The organism is Pseudomonas sp. CFBP13509 (genome assembly GCF_005233485.1).
Taxonomy (GTDB): Bacteria; Pseudomonadota; Gammaproteobacteria; order Pseudomonadales; family Pseudomonadaceae; genus Aquipseudomonas; species Aquipseudomonas marginalis.
Window position 1 is genome coordinate 13,599 of sequence record NZ_QGAA01000018.1, and the last position, 16,847, is coordinate 30,445.

Annotated in this window: 17 protein-coding genes; 9 read left to right on the forward strand and 8 right to left on the reverse strand. The window is 61.0% G+C overall.

The features are described from left to right. Window position 1 precedes the first annotated feature (1 nt). On the reverse strand, window positions 2-544 hold the full coding sequence (locus PspCFBP13509_RS24730) for a 3-demethoxyubiquinol 3-hydroxylase (RefSeq protein WP_235865605.1): 543 nt from the start codon (window positions 542-544) through the stop codon (window positions 2-4). Between the two features lie 198 nt (window positions 545-742). Here PspCFBP13509_RS24730 and PspCFBP13509_RS24735 point away from each other — a divergent pair, with 198 nt between their 5' ends. The 3 genes from PspCFBP13509_RS24735 to PspCFBP13509_RS24745 all read left to right on the forward strand — a co-directional run bounded on the left by PspCFBP13509_RS24735 (window position 743) and on the right by PspCFBP13509_RS24745 (window position 4,174). Then, window positions 743-1,123 carry a response regulator gene (locus PspCFBP13509_RS24735; RefSeq protein WP_065926009.1) on the forward strand — a complete coding sequence of 127 codons (381 nt, stop codon included), beginning with the start codon at window positions 743-745 and terminating at the stop codon, window positions 1,121-1,123. A 196-nt stretch (window positions 1,124-1,319) separates the two neighbouring features. Then, window positions 1,320-1,934, forward strand: coding sequence for a biliverdin-producing heme oxygenase (locus tag PspCFBP13509_RS24740; protein WP_065926008.1), 615 nt, complete (start codon window positions 1,320-1,322; stop codon window positions 1,932-1,934). Continuing rightward, entirely contained in the window at window positions 1,931-4,174 is a 2,244-nt protein-coding gene (locus tag PspCFBP13509_RS24745) for an ATP-binding protein (protein WP_065947197.1), read from the forward strand. The genes PspCFBP13509_RS24740 and PspCFBP13509_RS24745 overlap by 4 nt, the downstream gene beginning before the upstream one ends. A gap of 22 nt (window positions 4,175-4,196) precedes the next feature. On the opposite strand, the gene PspCFBP13509_RS24750 is transcribed toward PspCFBP13509_RS24745, so the two are convergent. Beyond that, window positions 4,197-5,516 carry an ATP-binding protein gene (locus PspCFBP13509_RS24750; RefSeq protein WP_137212828.1) on the reverse strand — a complete coding sequence of 440 codons (1,320 nt, stop codon included), beginning with the start codon at window positions 5,514-5,516 and terminating at the stop codon, window positions 4,197-4,199. Beyond that, window positions 5,513-6,223, reverse strand: coding sequence for a response regulator (locus PspCFBP13509_RS24755; RefSeq protein WP_065926005.1), 711 nt, complete (start codon window positions 6,221-6,223; stop codon window positions 5,513-5,515). The genes PspCFBP13509_RS24750 and PspCFBP13509_RS24755 overlap by 4 nt, the downstream gene beginning before the upstream one ends. A 164-nt stretch (window positions 6,224-6,387) precedes the next feature. Between PspCFBP13509_RS24755 and PspCFBP13509_RS24760 the strand changes: the two genes are divergently transcribed. The 6 genes from PspCFBP13509_RS24760 (at window position 6,388) to PspCFBP13509_RS24785 (ending at window position 12,883) form a co-directional block, all read left to right on the forward strand. Beyond that, window positions 6,388-7,176: an MlaA family lipoprotein gene (locus tag PspCFBP13509_RS24760; RefSeq protein ID WP_137212829.1), complete on the forward strand. Its 789-nt coding sequence runs from the start codon at window positions 6,388-6,390 to the stop codon at window positions 7,174-7,176. 133 nt (window positions 7,177-7,309) lie between these two features. Beyond that, entirely contained in the window at window positions 7,310-7,507 is a 198-nt protein-coding gene (locus tag PspCFBP13509_RS24765; RefSeq protein ID WP_137212830.1) for a hypothetical protein, read from the forward strand. Between the two features lie 123 nt (window positions 7,508-7,630). Further along, window positions 7,631-9,529 carry an alkaline phosphatase D family protein gene (locus PspCFBP13509_RS24770; protein ID WP_137212831.1) on the forward strand — a complete coding sequence of 633 codons (1,899 nt, stop codon included), beginning with the start codon at window positions 7,631-7,633 and terminating at the stop codon, window positions 9,527-9,529. Between the two features lie 135 nt (window positions 9,530-9,664). After that, the gene (locus PspCFBP13509_RS24775; RefSeq protein WP_178084559.1) at window positions 9,665-10,666 is read left to right on the forward strand and encodes a diguanylate cyclase domain-containing protein; all 1,002 of its coding nucleotides are present in this window, start codon (window positions 9,665-9,667) and stop codon (window positions 10,664-10,666) included. Between the two features lie 148 nt (window positions 10,667-10,814). Next, the gene (locus PspCFBP13509_RS24780; RefSeq protein WP_065947202.1) at window positions 10,815-12,065 is read left to right on the forward strand and encodes a 2-aminoadipate transaminase; all 1,251 of its coding nucleotides are present in this window, start codon (window positions 10,815-10,817) and stop codon (window positions 12,063-12,065) included. A gap of 101 nt (window positions 12,066-12,166) precedes the next feature. Then, window positions 12,167-12,883: a hypothetical protein gene (locus PspCFBP13509_RS24785; protein WP_137212832.1), complete on the forward strand. Its 717-nt coding sequence runs from the start codon at window positions 12,167-12,169 to the stop codon at window positions 12,881-12,883. A gap of 50 nt (window positions 12,884-12,933) precedes the next feature. Here PspCFBP13509_RS24785 and ptaA read toward each other — a convergent pair whose 3' ends face one another. The 5 genes from ptaA to PspCFBP13509_RS24810 form a co-directional block, all read right to left on the reverse strand. Then, window positions 12,934-14,016, reverse strand: coding sequence for a pyoverdine biosynthesis transaminase PtaA (ptaA, locus tag PspCFBP13509_RS24790; protein WP_137212833.1), 1,083 nt, complete (start codon window positions 14,014-14,016; stop codon window positions 12,934-12,936). 160 nt (window positions 14,017-14,176) lie between these two features. After that, window positions 14,177-14,875, reverse strand: a complete 699-nt coding sequence (gene queC / locus PspCFBP13509_RS24795; protein WP_065925997.1) for a 7-cyano-7-deazaguanine synthase QueC — start codon at window positions 14,873-14,875, stop codon at window positions 14,177-14,179. 104 nt (window positions 14,876-14,979) lie between these two features. Then, entirely contained in the window at window positions 14,980-15,867 is an 888-nt protein-coding gene (cyoE, locus tag PspCFBP13509_RS24800; protein ID WP_027607620.1) for a heme o synthase, read from the reverse strand. 11 nt (window positions 15,868-15,878) lie between these two features. Continuing rightward, window positions 15,879-16,220, reverse strand: a complete 342-nt coding sequence (cyoD, locus tag PspCFBP13509_RS24805) for a cytochrome o ubiquinol oxidase subunit IV (protein WP_010206434.1) — start codon at window positions 16,218-16,220, stop codon at window positions 15,879-15,881. Continuing rightward, window positions 16,220-16,846: a cytochrome o ubiquinol oxidase subunit III gene (locus PspCFBP13509_RS24810; RefSeq protein WP_010206435.1), complete on the reverse strand. Its 627-nt coding sequence runs from the start codon at window positions 16,844-16,846 to the stop codon at window positions 16,220-16,222. The genes cyoD and PspCFBP13509_RS24810 overlap by 1 nt, the downstream gene beginning before the upstream one ends. Between the last annotated feature and the right edge of the window lies 1 nt (window position 16,847).

Sequence of the window (16,847 nt, forward strand, 5' to 3'; positions counted from 1 at the left end):
GTCAGGAGCGCATGCCCATCCAGATCACCGCTTCGGTCCACGCCGTAACCACCGGCGTCAGCGCACGAAACCAGGGATCCTGCACATCGATCTGCGCAGCCGAGTGGTCATGGTGGTGTTGCTCTTCTTCAACGATGGAAGCAATGGCCGTCACGGCCAGTGGGTCGATTTCGCGTAACGCATGAAGCTGATGAGCCAGGTGCTTGAGCACCACGCTTTCCACCGCGACGGTGGTGGCAACAATAGCCTTGCGCCCGCACACCCCGGTGAGCAGGCCCAGCACCAGCCCGCCAAGGCCGCAAAGCCAGTAGCTGCGGCAGCGTCGGTAACCCCGTCGTTGCAACTCGGCCTGGAACACCGCGCGATGGCGACGTTCGTGGGACAGGAATTCCTCGAGCTCACCCACCATGCCGGGTACAAACAATCGCGCCATAAACAGCTGGCCGCTGTAGATACAGATCGCGCCATGCTCGCCGGCGTGGTCGACTTTGATCATGCGATTGCCCAGGTCAGGGTCGATCAAGGGGGCTGCGGAAGCGTTCACGGTTGACGACCTTGTGCGAGGGCCCACGGGATTCGGGCCGATCCTGATTGCAGAGCGCCGGTATCCTGCCGTACCTCCGCGCAAATGCGCAACCTAGACCCTCGAAACTGACCACCCATCGCCCCATACGCATCCAATCGAACCTAACCGGCCCCGTTCCACTCCACCTTACTGAACCCTGATGGTGGAGTAAGGATCATGGCTCAGCCATCGATTTTGGTATTGGAAGACGACGAGATCATTCGGTCGTTGATGGTGGATGTACTGGAGGATTTCGGCGCGGTTGTGACGTCTTTTCCTTCAGCCGATGAAGGAATGATTTACCTGGAACGCGGCGATGATCCGGTGGACTTGATTGTCAGCGATGTGCAGATGCCGGGTTTGCTCAACGGCTATGACTTGAGCCGGGTGGTAGCGCACCGTTGGCCATCAGTGCCGGTGCTGCTCACCTCGGGCAACGCCAGACTCGCGGAGCAATTGGGTGGCTCCGTGCGGTTCCTGCCCAAACCGTGGAGCACCGAGCATTTACTTGAGTGCGTGCAAACGGCATTGACCCAGCAGGGGGCGTCCATGCATTGATAGCGTCGCGATATCATTGATGCCGAACTTCGCAGCAGCCCTTATGGTCACTTACTTAAGCAGGGAGCGACTTTTCTGATCCGCTGGTCAGCCTTTTCGCCTTGTGCGTTCAGCTGATGCTTATGTGTTGTGTAGAATCGTCGCCTTTTTCAACGCGTCATTCATGGCCGAAAGGCCCACAGTTCGAGCTCATTGAATGCATTCACAGGCCCATGAAGGTGGTGCGCCCTCATTGCTGGACGCGTTGCGCGCAGGCACCGGCCTATTGCACGTGGCGTTGGAAAAACGACTGCCGTTTTTTTCCGAACATTTGGATGCCGGCTGGTATCAGCGCCTGATCCAGGCGTATTACGGGTTTTACCGGCCGATTGAAGCAGCGCTGTACGGCTGTGAGTTTATCCCTGAAGGCTTCGACCCGACGCTGCGTATGAAAACGCCGACGCTGATCAACGATCTTCACGCCCTTGGTCTGGACGCCTCCGCGATCAACGCCTTGCCGCACTGTGTGCAATTGCCCGCTTTCGATACCCCCGCCGCCTGCCTCGGCGCCTTGTATGTGCTTGAAGGCGCAACCCTGGGCGGCCAGGTACTGCGTCGGGAAATGGCTCGACGCCTGGCGCTGGACGCCGACAACGGAGGGGCGTTCCTCGATGTGTACGGTGCCGAAACCGGTCGGCGCTGGAAAGATTTTCTCGACTACCTGGGCCGCCTGCCGCTGGACACGCCAGCCAAACAGCGCGCGGTGCACGCGGCCCGCTCGACATTCAGCTGCTTTGAGCAATGGCTCGACAGCCAGGAGGTACTGCTATGAAACCCGACGATTTTGAAGAGCTGCTTGCCAACTGTGCCGACGAGCCCATCCGCTTTCCGGGGGCGATCCAACCCCACGGTGTGCTGCTGACGCTGTCGGAGCCCGACCTGAACATCATTCAAGTCAGCACTAACGTCGCCAGCCTGTTCAACCGCGCCCCCGAGTCGTTGCTGGGCCAGCCACTGCACGCGCTGATCGGTGCCGAGCACGCCCAGGCCGTGCAGGCCATGGCCGAACACAACAGCTTCCTTGATGCGCCGCCTTTGCACGTCACCCTCAACGGCGCCGAGTTCGAAGGCCTGTTGCACCGCCATCAGGACGTGCTGGTGCTGGAATTCGAACCGCGGCTCAAAGACTTCCGGCCACGGGCCCTGAAAGGCCGCAGCAGTGACTTGGGCAAGATGCTGCAACGTTTGCAATCAGCGAAAACCCTGCAAGCGCTGTACGAAATCAGCGTGACTGAAATCCAGGCCATGACCGGTTACGACCGGGTGTTGATCTACCGTTTCGAAGAAGAAGGCCATGGCCAGGTGATCGCGGAAGCGTCGGCACCGTCCATGGAGCTGTTCAACGGACTGTTCTTCCCCGCGTCCGATATCCCGGAGCAGGCCCGCGAGCTGTATCGCACCAACTGGCTGCGCATCATCCCGAATGCTGCCTACGAGCCGGTGCCCCTGCTGCCCAAGCTGCGCCCGGATACCGGTGAGCCGCTGGATTTGAGCTTTGCCACCCTGCGCAGCGTGTCGCCGATTCACTGCCAGTACATGCAAAACATGGGCGTGCTGTCGTCCATGAGCATTTCGCTGATGAAGGGCGACAAGCTCTGGGGCCTGATCAGTTGCGGCAACCGCGAGCCGCTGCTGGTGCCCAATGACCTGCGTATCACCTGCCAGACCATCGGTCAGGTGCTGTCATTGCAGATCAGCGCCATGGAAGCCCTGGACCTGAGCCGTCAGCGAGAAGAAAAAGTCGAGGCCCTGGCGTTGCTGGATAAAGCCATGAAGGCCTCCGAAGAAAACGTGTTCGACGGCCTGGCCCAGCGCGGCCAGGTGCTGATGGACCTGACCTTGTCCGGCGGCGTGGCGATCATCGAAGACAAGCAACTGCACCGCTACGGCAACTGCCCGGAACCGGCGCAGATCCGGGCCTTGCACAAGTGGCTGCAGGACAGCGGCGAGCCGGTGTTCTCCAGCCATAACCTGGTGTCGATCTACCCGCCAGGCGCCGAGTTCCAACAGGTGGCCAGCGGTGTCCTGGCCATGAGCCTGCCAAAGCCTGTGGATAACGGCGTACTGTGGTTCCGCCCGGAAGTGAAAGAAAACATTAACTGGAGTGGTGACCCGAAAAAGCCGCTCGACCTGGAAAGCTCCGACGCCGGCCTGCGCCTTCGCCCGCGTACCTCGTTTGAAATCTGGAAGGTGGAGATGGCCGGTATTTCCACCAAGTGGAGCCATGGCGACCTGTTCGCCGCCAACGACCTGCGTCGTTCTGCCCTGGAAAACGACCTGGCTCGCCAGGTGCTGCGCGAGCAACAGGCCGTGCGCGCCCGTGATGACCTGGTGGCGGTGGTGTCCCACGACCTGCGCAACCCGATGACGGTGATCTCCATGCTCTGCGGCATGATGCAAAAGGCCTTCAGCTCCGACGGCCCGCACACCTCGCGACGCATTTCCTCCGCCATCGACACCATGCAACAGGCCGCCGGACGCATGAACGTTTTGCTGGAAGACTTGCTCGACACCTCGAAAATCGAGGCCGGGCGCTACGTGGTCAAACCCGTTGCCCTGGACGTCAGCCAAATGTTCGAAGAGGCCTATTCCCTGCTCGCGCCGTTGGCGATGGAAAAAGGCATCGACCTGTCGTTCAACGCCGAGCCTGGCCTGCAGATCAACGGCGACCCGGAGCGGCTGTTCCAGGTGCTGTCGAACCTGATCGGCAATGCCATCAAGTTCACTCCGCGCCAGGGCAATATCGGCATCAGTGCGATGACCAATGGTGAAGAGATCGTGTTTTCGGTGCGTGACTCAGGCGAAGGTATTGCGCCTGATCAACTGCCCCACGTGTTTGATCGCTACTGGACCCAGTCGGAAAACAATCCCACCGGCACCGGCCTGGGGCTGTATATCACCCAAGGGATTGTCCACGCCCATGGCGGCAAGATCATGGCTGAAAGTGAAGTGGGGCGTGGCAGTGAGTTCCGGTTTACGGTGCCGAAGGTGATTGAGGACTCCCATACCTGACCGCCTCTGTGGCGAGCACCGGTTACACCGGCAATACCACCACCGCCTCCAACCCGCCACCCTGGCGCTCCGACAGGGTGAGTGTGCCGCCGTGTTCCAGCACAATCGCACGGGCGGTAGACAGCCCAAGTCCGACGCCGCCGGTGCTCTTGTTGCGTGAATTTTCGAGGCGGTAGAACGGCAGGAACACCTGTTCGCGATACTGCGCCGCAATCCCCGGGCCGCGATCCAGCACGCGGATCACCACTTCGGCCGGCCCTTGTTGCAGTTCGATTTCCGGCGCCCGACCGTAGTGGATGGCATTGTCCATCAGGTTGGTCATCACCCGCTTGAGGCCCAAGGGCCGGCCAAAGTACACCAGGCGCGGCGGTCCGCTGAAAGCCAGTTCAATCGCCTGGTCGCGGTAGTCGTCGATCAGGGTTTGCAGCAGTTCCGCCAGGTCCAGCTGGGTGGCCTGCTCCAGGCGTGCGTCGTCGCGGAAGAACGCCAGGGCCGTGTTGATCATGGCCTGCATTTCATCGACATCATTGAACAGCCGGCGTTGCTGGTCGGCATCTTCGATGAATTCACCGCGCAGGCGCAGGCGGGTCAGGGGCGCACGCAGGTCGTGGGAGATGGCCGCGAGCATTTGCGTGCGGTCCTGGATAAAGTGCCGCAACTGCGCCTGCATGCCGTTGAACGCGAGGATCGCCTGGCGGATTTCGTGGGGCCCGACCGGCTCGATGGGCGGCGCGCGGAAGTCGGCGCCAAAGCGCCGCGCGCCCTGGGCGAAGTGTTGCAGGGGGCGAGCCAGGCGACGGGTCGCGACCAGGGTAACCAGCGCAGTCGAGATCAGCACCAGCAGCACCACAATCACGCTGCGCGCGCCCTCGTCCAGCCCCCAACTGCGGGCACGGGCGCTGAACATCAGCCAGGACTGATCGGCCAGTTGCATCAGCAGCACATAGTGACCATCGCCGCCCGGCCAATCGGAGGGTTCGTAGGCTTCCATGGGACGCACCGGCCCCTGGAGCAGGTTCTTGAAGGCCTGTTCGCCCGAATGAAAATCCGGGTCGGCGAGCACAGGCAGCTCAAAGGCTTCCCGCTGCGCCGCCCACGTCACACTGAAGGATTCGTCGCCTACAACCTGAGCAAGGTGCGCGCGTTGCGCCGGTTGCGAACCTTCAACCACGCGCACCACCACGGCGATTTTTTCCAGCAGCCCGGTTTCGGTCAACGGCGGCCGTGCCCACACGCCCGCCAATTGCACAAACAGGGCGTTGAACGCCAACGCAGTCAGCATCGCCACCAGGATGGTCAGGGCGATCCAGCGGGCCACCGTGTCACGCGGGCGGCGGCTCATGAACGGCTCACGCTGGCGGTGAATTGATAACCGCCATTGCGCACGGTGCGGATCATGGCCGGGCGCTTGGTATCGAACTCCAGCTTGCGGCGCAGGCGGCTGACCTGCACGTCGATGCTGCGGTCGAACGCGTCATGGCTATGGCCCCGCGCCAGGTTCAGCAGTTGTTCGCGGGTCAGCACGCGCTGGGGGTGTTCGACGAAGACCAGCAGCAGGTCGAACTCACCGGATGACAGCGGGATCATCACCTCGTCGGGGGAGCGCAGTTCACGGCGCGTAACGTCCAGTTGCCAGCCCGCAAAGCGAATCAAGGGACGGGCAGACTCGCCCAACACCGGCCGCCCCTCGCCTGCCCGACGCAATACCGCACGCACCCGCGCCAGCAGTTCACGGGCGTCGAAGGGCTTGCTCAAGTAGTCATCGGCGCCCATTTCCAGGCCTACCACGCGGTCACTGAGTTCGCCCATGGCGGTGAGCATGATCACCGGTGTTGCGTACTGCTGGCGCAGGCGCTGGCACAGCAACAAGCCGTTCTCCCCCGGCAGCATCAGGTCAAGAATGATCAGGTCGGCGGGATGACGCTCCATGGCGGCCCACAGCTCGGTGCCACCGGCGACGGTCTCGACCGCATAGCCATGTTGCATAAAGAATTTCTTCAGCAGCGCGAGGACTTCAAGGTCATCGTCCACGATCAAAAGGTTGCTCACAGGCGGGCATCACTGGGTGTTGTCGATGCGCCATCTAAAACCATTCGACGCAGCCCGTCATATATTTCAATCGTGCAATAAAGCGTCAGCGCCGCAATAAACCAGACATCTTTGCGCAAGGGACGGCTGCCAGCATCGGCCTCCCTTTTGCGGAGACCGTGCTTATGCGCTCGCTGACCTATCCCCGGCACCTGGCTCGCCAGGTCGTGCTGTTGTTGACCGTGTCTTACCTCACGGGCTGCGCCAGCCCGGCCCCCTCGGGCACCACCACCCGCTGCGCACAGGTGAATTACCCGGTGTATGACCCGGCCGAATCGCTCAATCGCGGGGTGTTTGCCTTCAACCGGACGGTGGATAACTACGCCCTGGCGCCGGTAGCACGTGGCTACCGCTACCTGCCGGATTTTTTCCAGCAGGGTGTGCATAACTTTGCGAGCAACTTCAGCGAGCCGAAGGTGTTTATCAATGACCTGTTGCAAGGCAACCCAAGGCGCTCGGTCAATACCCTTGGCCGTTTTGCGCTGAATACCACAGTGGGCGTGGTGGGACTGATCGATGTATCAGACCGCGTGGGCATCCCGCGCCATAGCGCCGACTTCGGCCAGACATTCGGCGTGTGGGGCATCGGCAACGGGCCGATTGTCGAACTGCCACTGCTGGGCACCAGCAACAGCCGCGATGCGGCAGGCAAAGTCTTGAGTTTCCTGGTCTCGCCGTTGGGAGACAGTGACACCGTGCAGACCCTGGGCACCCTCAGCCTGGTAGGTGGCACCGTGGATACCCGGGCATCACTGTTGCCGCTCACCGACAGCCTGCAAAAATTGCCGGACTATTACAGCGCAATACGTAATGTCGTGGCACAAAACCGTGCGGCGTTTGTGCTGGATGGCAAGGACGGCGCGACCACTCCCGCGACCGGGGGTTGCGCGAACGGCGCCGCTGATGACTTCTGAGCCGAGTAGCCAAAGGTCGTCATATCTTGCAGCAGGACGTTTATAGCTCGCCAGCGCCCTGCTCTATAAGTTTGGCGGCACTTCGCTCCAAGGGGTGAAGTAACACTCGACTAATAGATAAAAGGACACTGCCATGCTCAGCTCCATCAACGCGACACCGCTCCCCCCTTCTCCCCCCACTACGCCGCAGGACGACACAGCCCTGCAACGCAAGAAACGCAGCATTGAAGACCCTCAGTTGCAACTGGAGCCTCAGGAAGCTGACGGTTCATCGCGCAACCGCCCCAGAAGTGGCGGCCTGGATAGCCTGGGCAAGGGGAACTTGCTCTGAACCGCAGGAAGAAGGGCAGCGTATTGTCCTTCTTCTTTTTTACAGACCGCCCCGCCTTAACAAAACACTGACATCCGTTGCGCTAACCTTGCCGGTTCAACCCTGGCCGGAGCCTGTTACCGCATGCCACATCCCGACACCTTGCCCGCCGTACTCGCCGGCCCTCTGCTGCGGCGCCTGGAACCCCGGCGCCTGGTGCTGTGGCTGGTGGGGAGCCGGGCATTGCCCCTGAGCCTGAAACTGCACTGTGCCGACCAGTGCCTGGACATACCGCTGGGCCAGGACCGGTGCCAGGTCGTGCCAGTGGGGCGCCAGGCGTACATCCATCTGATTGATGTACGCCTGGACGAGGCGCTGCCCCAGGACGTAGTCATCCACTATGATCTGCTGGTCGACGATGCCGGCATTGCCGAATGGGCACCGCACCTGCTGTACACCGACACACACTGCCCAAGTTTCGTACTGCACAGCCACATCCATCAGCTGGTACACGGCTCCTGCCGCAAACCTCACCACAGCGCCGACGAAGGCCTGCTCTGCGTTGATCGGCTGCTGGCCGATGCACAGACCCCGGCCGACCGCCCAGCCTTGCTGATGATGAGCGGCGACCAGGTGTACGCCGACGATGTGGCCGGGCCGATGTTGCGGGCGATCCATGGGCTGATTGCGCGCCTGGGCCTGTTCGATGAGTACCTGGAAGGCGCGGTGGTAGACGACAGCGCCAGCCTCTACGGGCATCACGCCAGCTACTACCACCGCGCAGACCTGCTACCCGCGCTGGACAGCAATGAGACCCTGCGCGAACGTTTCTTTGGCGGCGTGAAAAAGCCGATTTTCACCAGCAGCACCGCCGACAATCACCTGGTGACGTTCGCCGAAGTCATGGCGATGTACCTGCTGGTGTGGTCGCCCATCCCCTGGTTCCTGCTCACCGTACAGCCACCGCAACTGAGCGCCGATGAAGCTGCGCGCTATGCCCTCGAACAGGTGCAGGTGGATAAATTTCGCGACGGCCTGCCGGGCGTGGCGCGGGTATTCGCCCATCTACCCACCTTGATGATCTTTGACGATCACGACATCACCGACGACTGGAACCTCAGCGCGCAATGGGAAGAAACCGCCTACGGCCATCCGTTTTCCAGACGCATCATCGGTAACGCCCTGCTGGCGTACCTGCTGTGCCAGGGCTGGGGCAATAACCCGGACGCCTTTGATGAGCTGGTGGGCCACACCCAGGCACTGGCCAGCCAGGCGCAGAGCAATCACTTGGACGCCCAGGCACAGGATGCTTTGCTCGCGGCGCTGCTGAAGTTCCAGCAGTGGCACTACGTGCTGCCCACCACGCCGGCCCTGGTAGTGCTCGACACCCGCACCCGGCGCTGGCGCAGCGAATTCACCCTCAAGCAACCGTCCGGCCTGCTGGACTGGGAAGCCTTGAGCGAACTGCAACAGGAACTGCTCGACCATCCCTCGGCCATCATCGTCTCCCCCGCACCGATCTTTGGCGTCAAGCTGATCGAGACCGTGCAGAAAATCTTCAGTTGGTGCGGCCACCCGTTGCTGGTGGACGCAGAAAACTGGATGGCCCATCGCGGTGCAGCCCAAGTGATCCTCAACATCTTTCGCCACTCGCGCACACCGGGTAACTACGTGATCCTCTCGGGCGATGTGCACTACTCGTTCGTCTATGAAGTGCTGATCCGCCATCGCAACGCCGGCCCCAGGATCTGGCAGATCACCAGCAGCGGCATCAAGAACGAATTCCCGCCGCGCTTGCTGGAATGGTTCGACCGCCTCAACCGCTGGCTGTACTCGCCGCGCTCGCCTCTCAACTGGTTCACTCGCCGCCGCACCATGCAGGTGGTGCCGCATATCCCGGAGCATGCCGAGGCCGGTGAACGGTTATGGAATTCGGCAGGCATCGGCCAAGTGTTCTTCAACGAGCGGGGGCAGCCTGACAAGATCTACCAGCACAACGCCGACGGGAAGGCGCGTACGAGGATGATCGCGCCGAAGCAATAGCCCATGGCCCGCTCCTGTAACCGTCCATCCGCCCTATTCAAAGCGCACAAGCTCCGTTGTACAGTAGCTCCAGCCACGGAGTATCGGCATCAATATGACTGGCCTTGGACGCCAGCCCATGCAAGGAGCGCGCAGATGGACGATATCTCCGACAACGGCAATTTCTCCCACCTCAATGCCGACATGCTGCATACCGTGCTGGAGCTGGTCAGCGACGGGATCTGGGACTGGAACGCCAATACCGGGTTCGTCTACCGCAACCCAGGCTGGTACGAAATGCTGGGCTACCCTCGCCACTCCCTGGAAAACAGCGTGTTCACCTGGGAGACCGTCATCCACCCGGAAGACTACCCCCACGTGATGACGCTGTTCGATGACTACATCCACCGTCTCGCCCCCCATTATCAAATCGAATACCGTTGCCGCAAAAAAGATGGCAGTTACCTGTGGATCGAAGACCGGGGCTACGTGATTGCGCGCAACCCCGACGGCTCGGTGGCGCGGATGGTGGGCGCCCATCGCGATATTCATATGCGCAAGTGCTCCGTCGAACAGCTGGAGCGGCGCAACCAATCGCTTGAGGCGCTGGTGGCCGAGCGCACGCGCGAACTGTCGCGAGTCAATCAACAGTTGCAATTGCAGCTGGACGAAAATCGCTCCCTGGCCGAACGGGATGCCCTGACCCTCGTTGCCAACCGCTACCGCTTGGAAAAAGTCCTGCTGGAAGAGTGCGACCGCGCCCAGCGTTTTCGCCTGCCGCTGGCATTGATTGCGATGGATATCGATGACTTCAAGCCGATCAATGACCAGCATGGTCACGGCATGGGCGACCAAACCCTTTTGCAGGTAGTGGAATGCCTGGAAAGCTGCCTGCGCCCAGGCGATCTGCTCGCCCGCTGGGGTGGCGATGAGTTCATCGCGGTCCTGCCCAAAAGCGCACTGGAAACCGCCAGGGAGCTGGCCGAGAAAATCTGCCAAAAGATGCGCAAGATCCCGATGCGCGGCGGCCTCCACGTCACCCTGAGCGTGGGCGTGGCCGAGCGCCGTATGGATGAACCCCCCAGCGCGCTTATGACGCGTGCCGACCAGGCGTTGTATCGCGCCAAGGCGGCGGGCAAGGATGGGGTGTCGGCGTAGCATCGACGGGGCTACGGCGTTGCCAAAAACGAGCTTTTGGCAACAGCTCTTCCGATTTGGAATGACCCGGCGACTTTATTTCGTTTGCGGCAGGGCCTGGCCCACGGCTTAGATAAAAGCACGCCCGCCACTGCCGAGTCCGAGATTCATGAGCCGCGAAACCATCAGCCAGTCGATTTCCATCGTTCATCCCATCAGCCTCAGCCATGGCAGCAACGCCGAGGTCTGGGACACCACGGGCAAACGCTATATCGATTTTGTCGGCGGGATCGGCGTGCTCAACCTTGGCCATTGCCACCCGGGCGTGGTGGCGGCGATTCGTGAACAGGCGACGAAGTTGACCCACTATGCGTTCAACGCTGCACCGCACACACCCTACATCGAACTGATGGATCGCCTGGCCGGGTTTATCCCGGTGGACTACCCCGTCAGCGGCATGCTCACCAACAGCGGTGCGGAAGCGGCAGAAAACGCCTTGAAGATCGTGCGCGGCGCCACCGGCCGCACGGCGGTGATCGCCTTTGACGGAGCCTTCCACGGCCGCACCCTGGCCACCCTCAACCTCAATGGCAAGGTGGCGCCCTACAAACAGAAGGTCGGCGTCCTGCCCGGCCCGGTGTATCACCTGCCCTACCCCAGCGCCGATAACGGCGTGGGCTGCGCTGAAGCGCTGAAAGCCATGGACCGCTTGTTCAGCGTGGAAATCGACGTCGGTGACGTCGCCTGTTTCATCATCGAGCCGGTGCAGGGCGAAGGCGGTTTCCTCGCGCTGGATATCGAGTTTGCCCACGCCCTGCGGCGCTTTTGCGATGAACACAACATCCTGTTGATTGCCGATGAAATCCAGTCGGGCTTCGGTCGCACCGGACAGCGTTTCGCCTTCTCACGCCTGGGCATCGAACCGGATCTGATCCTGCTGGGCAAAAGCATCGCCGGCGGCGTGCCGCTGGGCGCGGTGGTCGGGCGCAAGGCCTTGATGGACAACCTGCCCAAAGGCGGCCTCGGTGGTACTTACTCGGGTAACCCCATCGCTTGCGCGGCAGCATTGGCCACCCTCGATGCGATGACGGATGAACACTTGCAGGTCTGGGGCTCGCAACAGGAAGAAGCGATCGTTGGCCGCTATGCCGCCTGGCGTTCGCAGCACCTGTCGCCGTACCTGGGCCGCCTGACCGGCGTCGGTGCCATGCGCGGCATCGAACTGGCCAACGCCGACGGCACGCCCGCGCCCCGGCAACTGAGCCAATTGCTGAGCCTGGCGCGAGACGCCGGGCTGTTGTTGATGCCCAGCGGCAAGTCGCGGCACATCGTGCGCTTGCTGGCACCGCTGACCATCGAGCCTGCGGTGCTGGAAGAAGGACTGGATATTCTCCAGGCGTGCCTGAAGCAGTTGGTTTGACGCCCTGCATTCGCCGGTCGGCAGCCTTGACCTGATCCCCCTCCCCGCTGAAAATGCGCGACGCTTTTTTGTCTTCCGTTTACTGAAGTAGTGAAATTTCAATGTCCGATTCTTACACCGAACACTCCGCCGAAGAATCCGTAGTCGCCTTGCACGCCAAGGCTGAATACGAAAACGCCATCAATCTTTCACAGCATGTGCCAGCCGCCAAGATCATCAGCGAGATGGTGCTGGACGCCTTTCACACCTCCAAGGAAAGCGACCAGATCCGCGAACTGCGCGTGGCCATTCGTCAGGCCCACGACGTCTTCGACGACGACAAGGCCTACGACCTGATGGGCCAGCTCAAGCAGCTCAAGGACGCCGAAGCCGCTGACAACCTCGCCCTTGAAGACCTGAGCGGCAAGTTCTCCATCAGCCGCATCCTGTCGAGCTTCAAGGATGATCCAGAGTTTCAGGAGCTGGTCTACGGGCTGGCCCTCAAAGTGCTGAACCAGTCTCACCAGGCCATCAGCAACCCAAGCGCCGGCAAAGGTAAGGCCGCTCGCCCCAAGAAAGAAGCCGAAGTGTTTGTGATCAGCAAGGACGGCATCAGCGTCACCCTGCCGCTGCGCACGCCACGCTCGCGGTTGAACGTCGACCGTGAGGCGTTTGAGTTCCTGGGCTTCAGCTTTGTAGGCGAAGGCGACGAAGCCGAGTTGGAGGTTGAAAGCTTTGTGGATAACGCCGGCGTCGAACAGCCGCTGAGCCGCAAGAGCGTGATTACTGCGCTGCAACAGCAGACGGCGTTTGAGGGCTACAGCATCGCGCAGCAGTGACACCCCTGAACTGAATGTGGGAGGGAGAAAGCCCCCCTCCCACATCGGCGTTAGACCGTCGCCGCAAACACCTCGCGAAACCGCTCCATCTCCCGCTTGTTCCCCACCGTCACGCGCACCCACTGCGGCCAGTTTTTCCACACCCGCCCGATGAACACGCCCTGTGCGGCAAGCTTGTCGATGACCTGCTCGGCCGGTTGCTTCACATCGATCATGAAGCAGTTGGCCTGGGACGCCGTGCAGGTGAAGCCACGGCCCTTGAGCCAGGTGATTGTTTCATCGCGCAGCTGGGCATTGAGCGCCTTGCGTTGTGGCAGCAGCTTCACGTCTTCCAGGCTGGCGATGCCGCCGAGCAGGGAGGAACCCGCCGGGACATTGTCACCGCCGAACACCGCCAGCCGTTCCAGCAGCGCCGGGTGGCCGATCGCCAGGCCCAGACGGGCGCCGGCCATACCGTAGATTTTCGAGAAGGTGCGCAACACCAACAGGTCGTCATGGTCCTTGACCCAGCTCACCACGCTTGGGGTGTCGGCGAAGTCGATGTAGGCCTCGTCCACCACCAATACGCTGCCTTTGGGCTTGTTCGCCAGCGCCTGGCGAATAGCCTCGGTGGAGGTGATGGTGCCCGTCGGATTGTTGGGATTGCAGACATAGAGCATCCCCGCCTGGGGATCGGCGGCGAGCATGGCGGGAACGTCGTGGGCGTGATCGGCGTCAAGGCCCACTTCGCGCACCGGCGCCTTACGGGACTCGGCGGCCTGGCGCGGTACTTCGTAGGACGGCGTGGCCATCACCAGGCCGCGGGTTTCGCTGGTGAACGCCAGCACCGCGTAGCGCAGCGCGGCCATGGAGCCGGCGAACACCGCCACCTGCTCTTCGGCAATCCCGTGCTGCTGGGCAAACAAGCCGGCCAAGGCGTACATATGTTTGTACGGATACCGCCCGGCTGTCGCGATGCCGCGCTGCATCGCTTCGCGGGCCGCCGTCGAAGGCCCGTAGGGGCTTTCGTTGTAGTTGAGCAGTACCTTGTCAGCCTTGGTCGGCGCGGGTGCGGCGAGCGCCCAATCCAGGCGCCCGAGCAAAGGCAGGGCGGCGCCAAGAGCGAGAAGGGATCGACGACTAACGCTGACCATGGTGACTACTCCTTGTAGACGGGTGAGGAATTCGCACAGCTCGTATAGAAGGGTATGACGAGACAAGGAACAAATGATTTAACCGACCCGCCATAAAAAAAACCCGTACGACTTGCGAAGACGGGGCTTTTTTCTGGCCAGGGTCTGCTACGTATTGGGGTCAGTTCAGCTGCAATTTCTGCTTCAGGCTCTGCATGACCACTGCCTTGTTCTGCAGGTAGTCATTCAAGCCACGTGCACGCAGGTTGCACGCATCGCATTCGCCACAGCCGGTGCCGATAATGCCGTTGTAGCAGGTCAGTGTCTGCTCGCGGACCAGGTCCAGTTGCCGGTGGTAATCCGCCAGTGCCCAGGTCTCAGCCTTGTTCAGCCACATCAACGGGGTTTCCAGGCGTACGTCGTACTCCATGCCCAGCTTGAGCGCCTGGTTCAAGGCTTTGACGAACTCATCGCGGCAATCGGGGTAGCCGGAGAAGTCGGTTTCACACACGCCGGTGATGACCGTCCCGGCCTTGACCTGATACGCGTAGATAGCCGCCAGGGTTAAAAACAGAATATTGCGGCCCGGCACGAAGGTGCTCGGCAGGCTTTCGCCGGAGCTGTTCACGGTCGGCACTGGAATGTTGTCGCGGGTCAGGCTGCTGATCGCCAGTTCGTTGAGCAGCGACACGTCCATCACTTTGTGAACGGTGGCCCCCAGTTGCTTGGCCAGCTTCCGGGCGACTTCGATTTCCGCGACATGGCGCTGACCGTAATCGAAGGTGATGCAGTGCACTTCGTCATACAGCGGCAGCGCCTGGATCAGGCAGGTCGTCGAATCCTGACCGCCACTGAACACCATAACGGCTTTTTTACTCATCACTTTGCTTCCTGCAGGGGTAGGGTTTGGTCGTAGTTTAAAGGTCACTCAATAAAAAACCCCGCGCTTCTTTCGAAGGCGGGGCCTTTTTATTACTCAGACACTCAGTGGGCGTAGGTCAGCAACAGCTCTTTCGGCACTTGGAAATCCAGGGACATCATCACGCTCAGCGCGGTGATGGTGAAGATCGAGAACACGAACAGCTTGCGCGCCCAGACGGTGTCGTCCACCGCCTTGTAGCCGGTCCAGGCCATGTACAACCAGTACATGCCCATGGCGGCGGCGACGGCAAGGTAGCTCATGCCGGCGTAGCCACTGAAGGTCAACATCAAGGTCGCCACGAGGAAGGCCAGGATGTAGAGCAGGATGTGTTTCTTGGCGACCTGGATGCCACGCTTGACCGGCAACACCGGAATCGAAGCAGCCAGGTAGTCGTTGAAGCGGAAGATCGCGATGGCGTAGGAATGCGGCATCTGCCACAGGCTGAACATCACCAGCAGCACCAGCGCAGCCATGTCGAAGCTATTGGTCACAGCCACATAACCAATCACCGGCGGCATCGCCCCCGACAGACTGCCCACCAGCGTGCCGTGCACCGACTTGCGCTTGAGGTACAGGCTGTAGAGGCCGACGTAGATGACAAAACCGATCACGGCAAACAACGCCGCCAACGGGTTGGCCACCTGGTACAACAGGGCCACACCGGCAACACCCAGGACGGTCGCGAAGATCAGCGCCAGTTTCAGGGAGATCAGGCCCTGGACCAGCACGCGATTCTTGGTGCGCTCCATCTTGATATCGATGTCACGGTCGATGCAGTTGTTGAACACACAACCGGAAGCTACCACCAGGGACGTACCGATCATCGCAGCCAGGAAGATGGCCAGATCGACATGTCCCTTGGAGGCCAGGAAGAAACCGCCCGCCACAGAAAGCACGTTACCGAAAATGATCCCCGGTTTGGTGATTTGGATAAAGTGCTTAAGCGACATCGGGTCTTACCTCACTTCGCCATCATGAACGTATGGATGCTGAACATGATCCATATCGACAGGCCAACCAGCAGCAGGATCACAAGACCTGCGAACACAAACGCAATCACGTTATCGCGCTGCTCTTTCGAGCGATCCAGGTGCAGGAAGTACACCAGGTGAACCAGCACCTGAATCACTGCGAACGCCAACACGATCATCAAGGTGATCGACTTCGGCAGGGTCGGGTACATCACCAGACCGAACGGGATAAGCGTCAGGATTACCGACAGGATGAAGCCGATGGCGTACGACTTAACGCTGCCGTGGCTCGCATCATGGCTGTCATGGTCATGGGAGTGTGCATTAGCCATTACAGAGTCCCCATCAGGTAAACAACGGTGAAGACGCAGATCCAGACCACGTCCAGGAAGTGCCAGAACAGGCTCAGGCAGCTCAGGCGAGTCTTGTTGGTGTTGGTCAGGCCGTGTTTATTGACCTGATACATCATCACCGCCATCCACAGCAGGCCGGCCGTTACGTGCAGACCGTGGGTACCTACCAGCGTGAAGAACGCCGACAGGAAGCCGGAACGGTGCGGGCCGTAGCCTTCGGAGATCAGCAGGTGGAACTCGTTGATCTCCATGCCGATGAAGCCCAGGCCGAACAGGAAGGTCAGTGCCAACCAGCTCAGGACGCCTTTCTTGTTGCCCTTGTAGAAGGCCAACATGGCGAAGCCGTAGGTGATCGAACTGAACAACAGCAAGGCGGTTTCGCCGAGCACGTAAGGCAGTTCGAAGATGTCGTGGCCCGACGGGCCACCCGCTACGTTGTTTACCAGTACCGCGTACACCGCGAAGATCGACGCAAACAAGATGCAGTCGGTCATCAGGTAGAGCCAGAAACCGAAAACGGTCATCGGCCCCGAGTCGTGGTGATGGTCATCGTGCCCATGGTCATCGACATGGGCGTGTCCAGCATTGGTCACTAAGTTCGACATG

What these genes read in the sequence shown, in the direction of transcription:
- PspCFBP13509_RS24735 (WP_065926009.1), top strand. Translation starts at nt 743, where the DNA reads ATGGCTCAGCCATCGATTTTGGTATTGGAAGACGACGAGATCATTCGG.
- PspCFBP13509_RS24740 (WP_065926008.1), top strand. Translation starts at nt 1,320, where the DNA reads ATGCATTCACAGGCCCATGAAGGTGGTGCGCCCTCATTGCTGGACGCG.
- PspCFBP13509_RS24745 (WP_065947197.1), top strand. Translation starts at nt 1,931, where the DNA reads ATGAAACCCGACGATTTTGAAGAGCTGCTTGCCAACTGTGCCGACGAG.
- PspCFBP13509_RS24750 (WP_137212828.1), bottom strand. Translation starts at nt 5,516, where the DNA reads ATGAGCCGCCGCCCGCGTGACACGGTGGCCCGCTGGATCGCCCTGACC.
- PspCFBP13509_RS24760 (WP_137212829.1), top strand. Translation starts at nt 6,388, where the DNA reads ATGCGCTCGCTGACCTATCCCCGGCACCTGGCTCGCCAGGTCGTGCTG.
- PspCFBP13509_RS24765 (WP_137212830.1), top strand. Translation starts at nt 7,310, where the DNA reads ATGCTCAGCTCCATCAACGCGACACCGCTCCCCCCTTCTCCCCCCACT.
- PspCFBP13509_RS24770 (WP_137212831.1), top strand. Translation starts at nt 7,631, where the DNA reads ATGCCACATCCCGACACCTTGCCCGCCGTACTCGCCGGCCCTCTGCTG.
- PspCFBP13509_RS24775 (WP_178084559.1), top strand. Translation starts at nt 9,665, where the DNA reads ATGGACGATATCTCCGACAACGGCAATTTCTCCCACCTCAATGCCGAC.
- PspCFBP13509_RS24780 (WP_065947202.1), top strand. Translation starts at nt 10,815, where the DNA reads ATGAGCCGCGAAACCATCAGCCAGTCGATTTCCATCGTTCATCCCATC.
- PspCFBP13509_RS24785 (WP_137212832.1), top strand. Translation starts at nt 12,167, where the DNA reads ATGTCCGATTCTTACACCGAACACTCCGCCGAAGAATCCGTAGTCGCC.
- ptaA (WP_137212833.1), bottom strand. Translation starts at nt 14,016, where the DNA reads ATGGTCAGCGTTAGTCGTCGATCCCTTCTCGCTCTTGGCGCCGCCCTG.
- queC (WP_065925997.1), bottom strand. Translation starts at nt 14,875, where the DNA reads ATGAGTAAAAAAGCCGTTATGGTGTTCAGTGGCGGTCAGGATTCGACG.
- cyoE (WP_027607620.1), bottom strand. Translation starts at nt 15,867, where the DNA reads ATGTCGCTTAAGCACTTTATCCAAATCACCAAACCGGGGATCATTTTC.
- cyoD (WP_010206434.1), bottom strand. Translation starts at nt 16,220, where the DNA reads ATGGCTAATGCACACTCCCATGACCATGACAGCCATGATGCGAGCCAC.
- PspCFBP13509_RS24810 (WP_010206435.1), bottom strand. Translation starts at nt 16,846, where the DNA reads ATGTCGAACTTAGTGACCAATGCTGGACACGCCCATGTCGATGACCAT.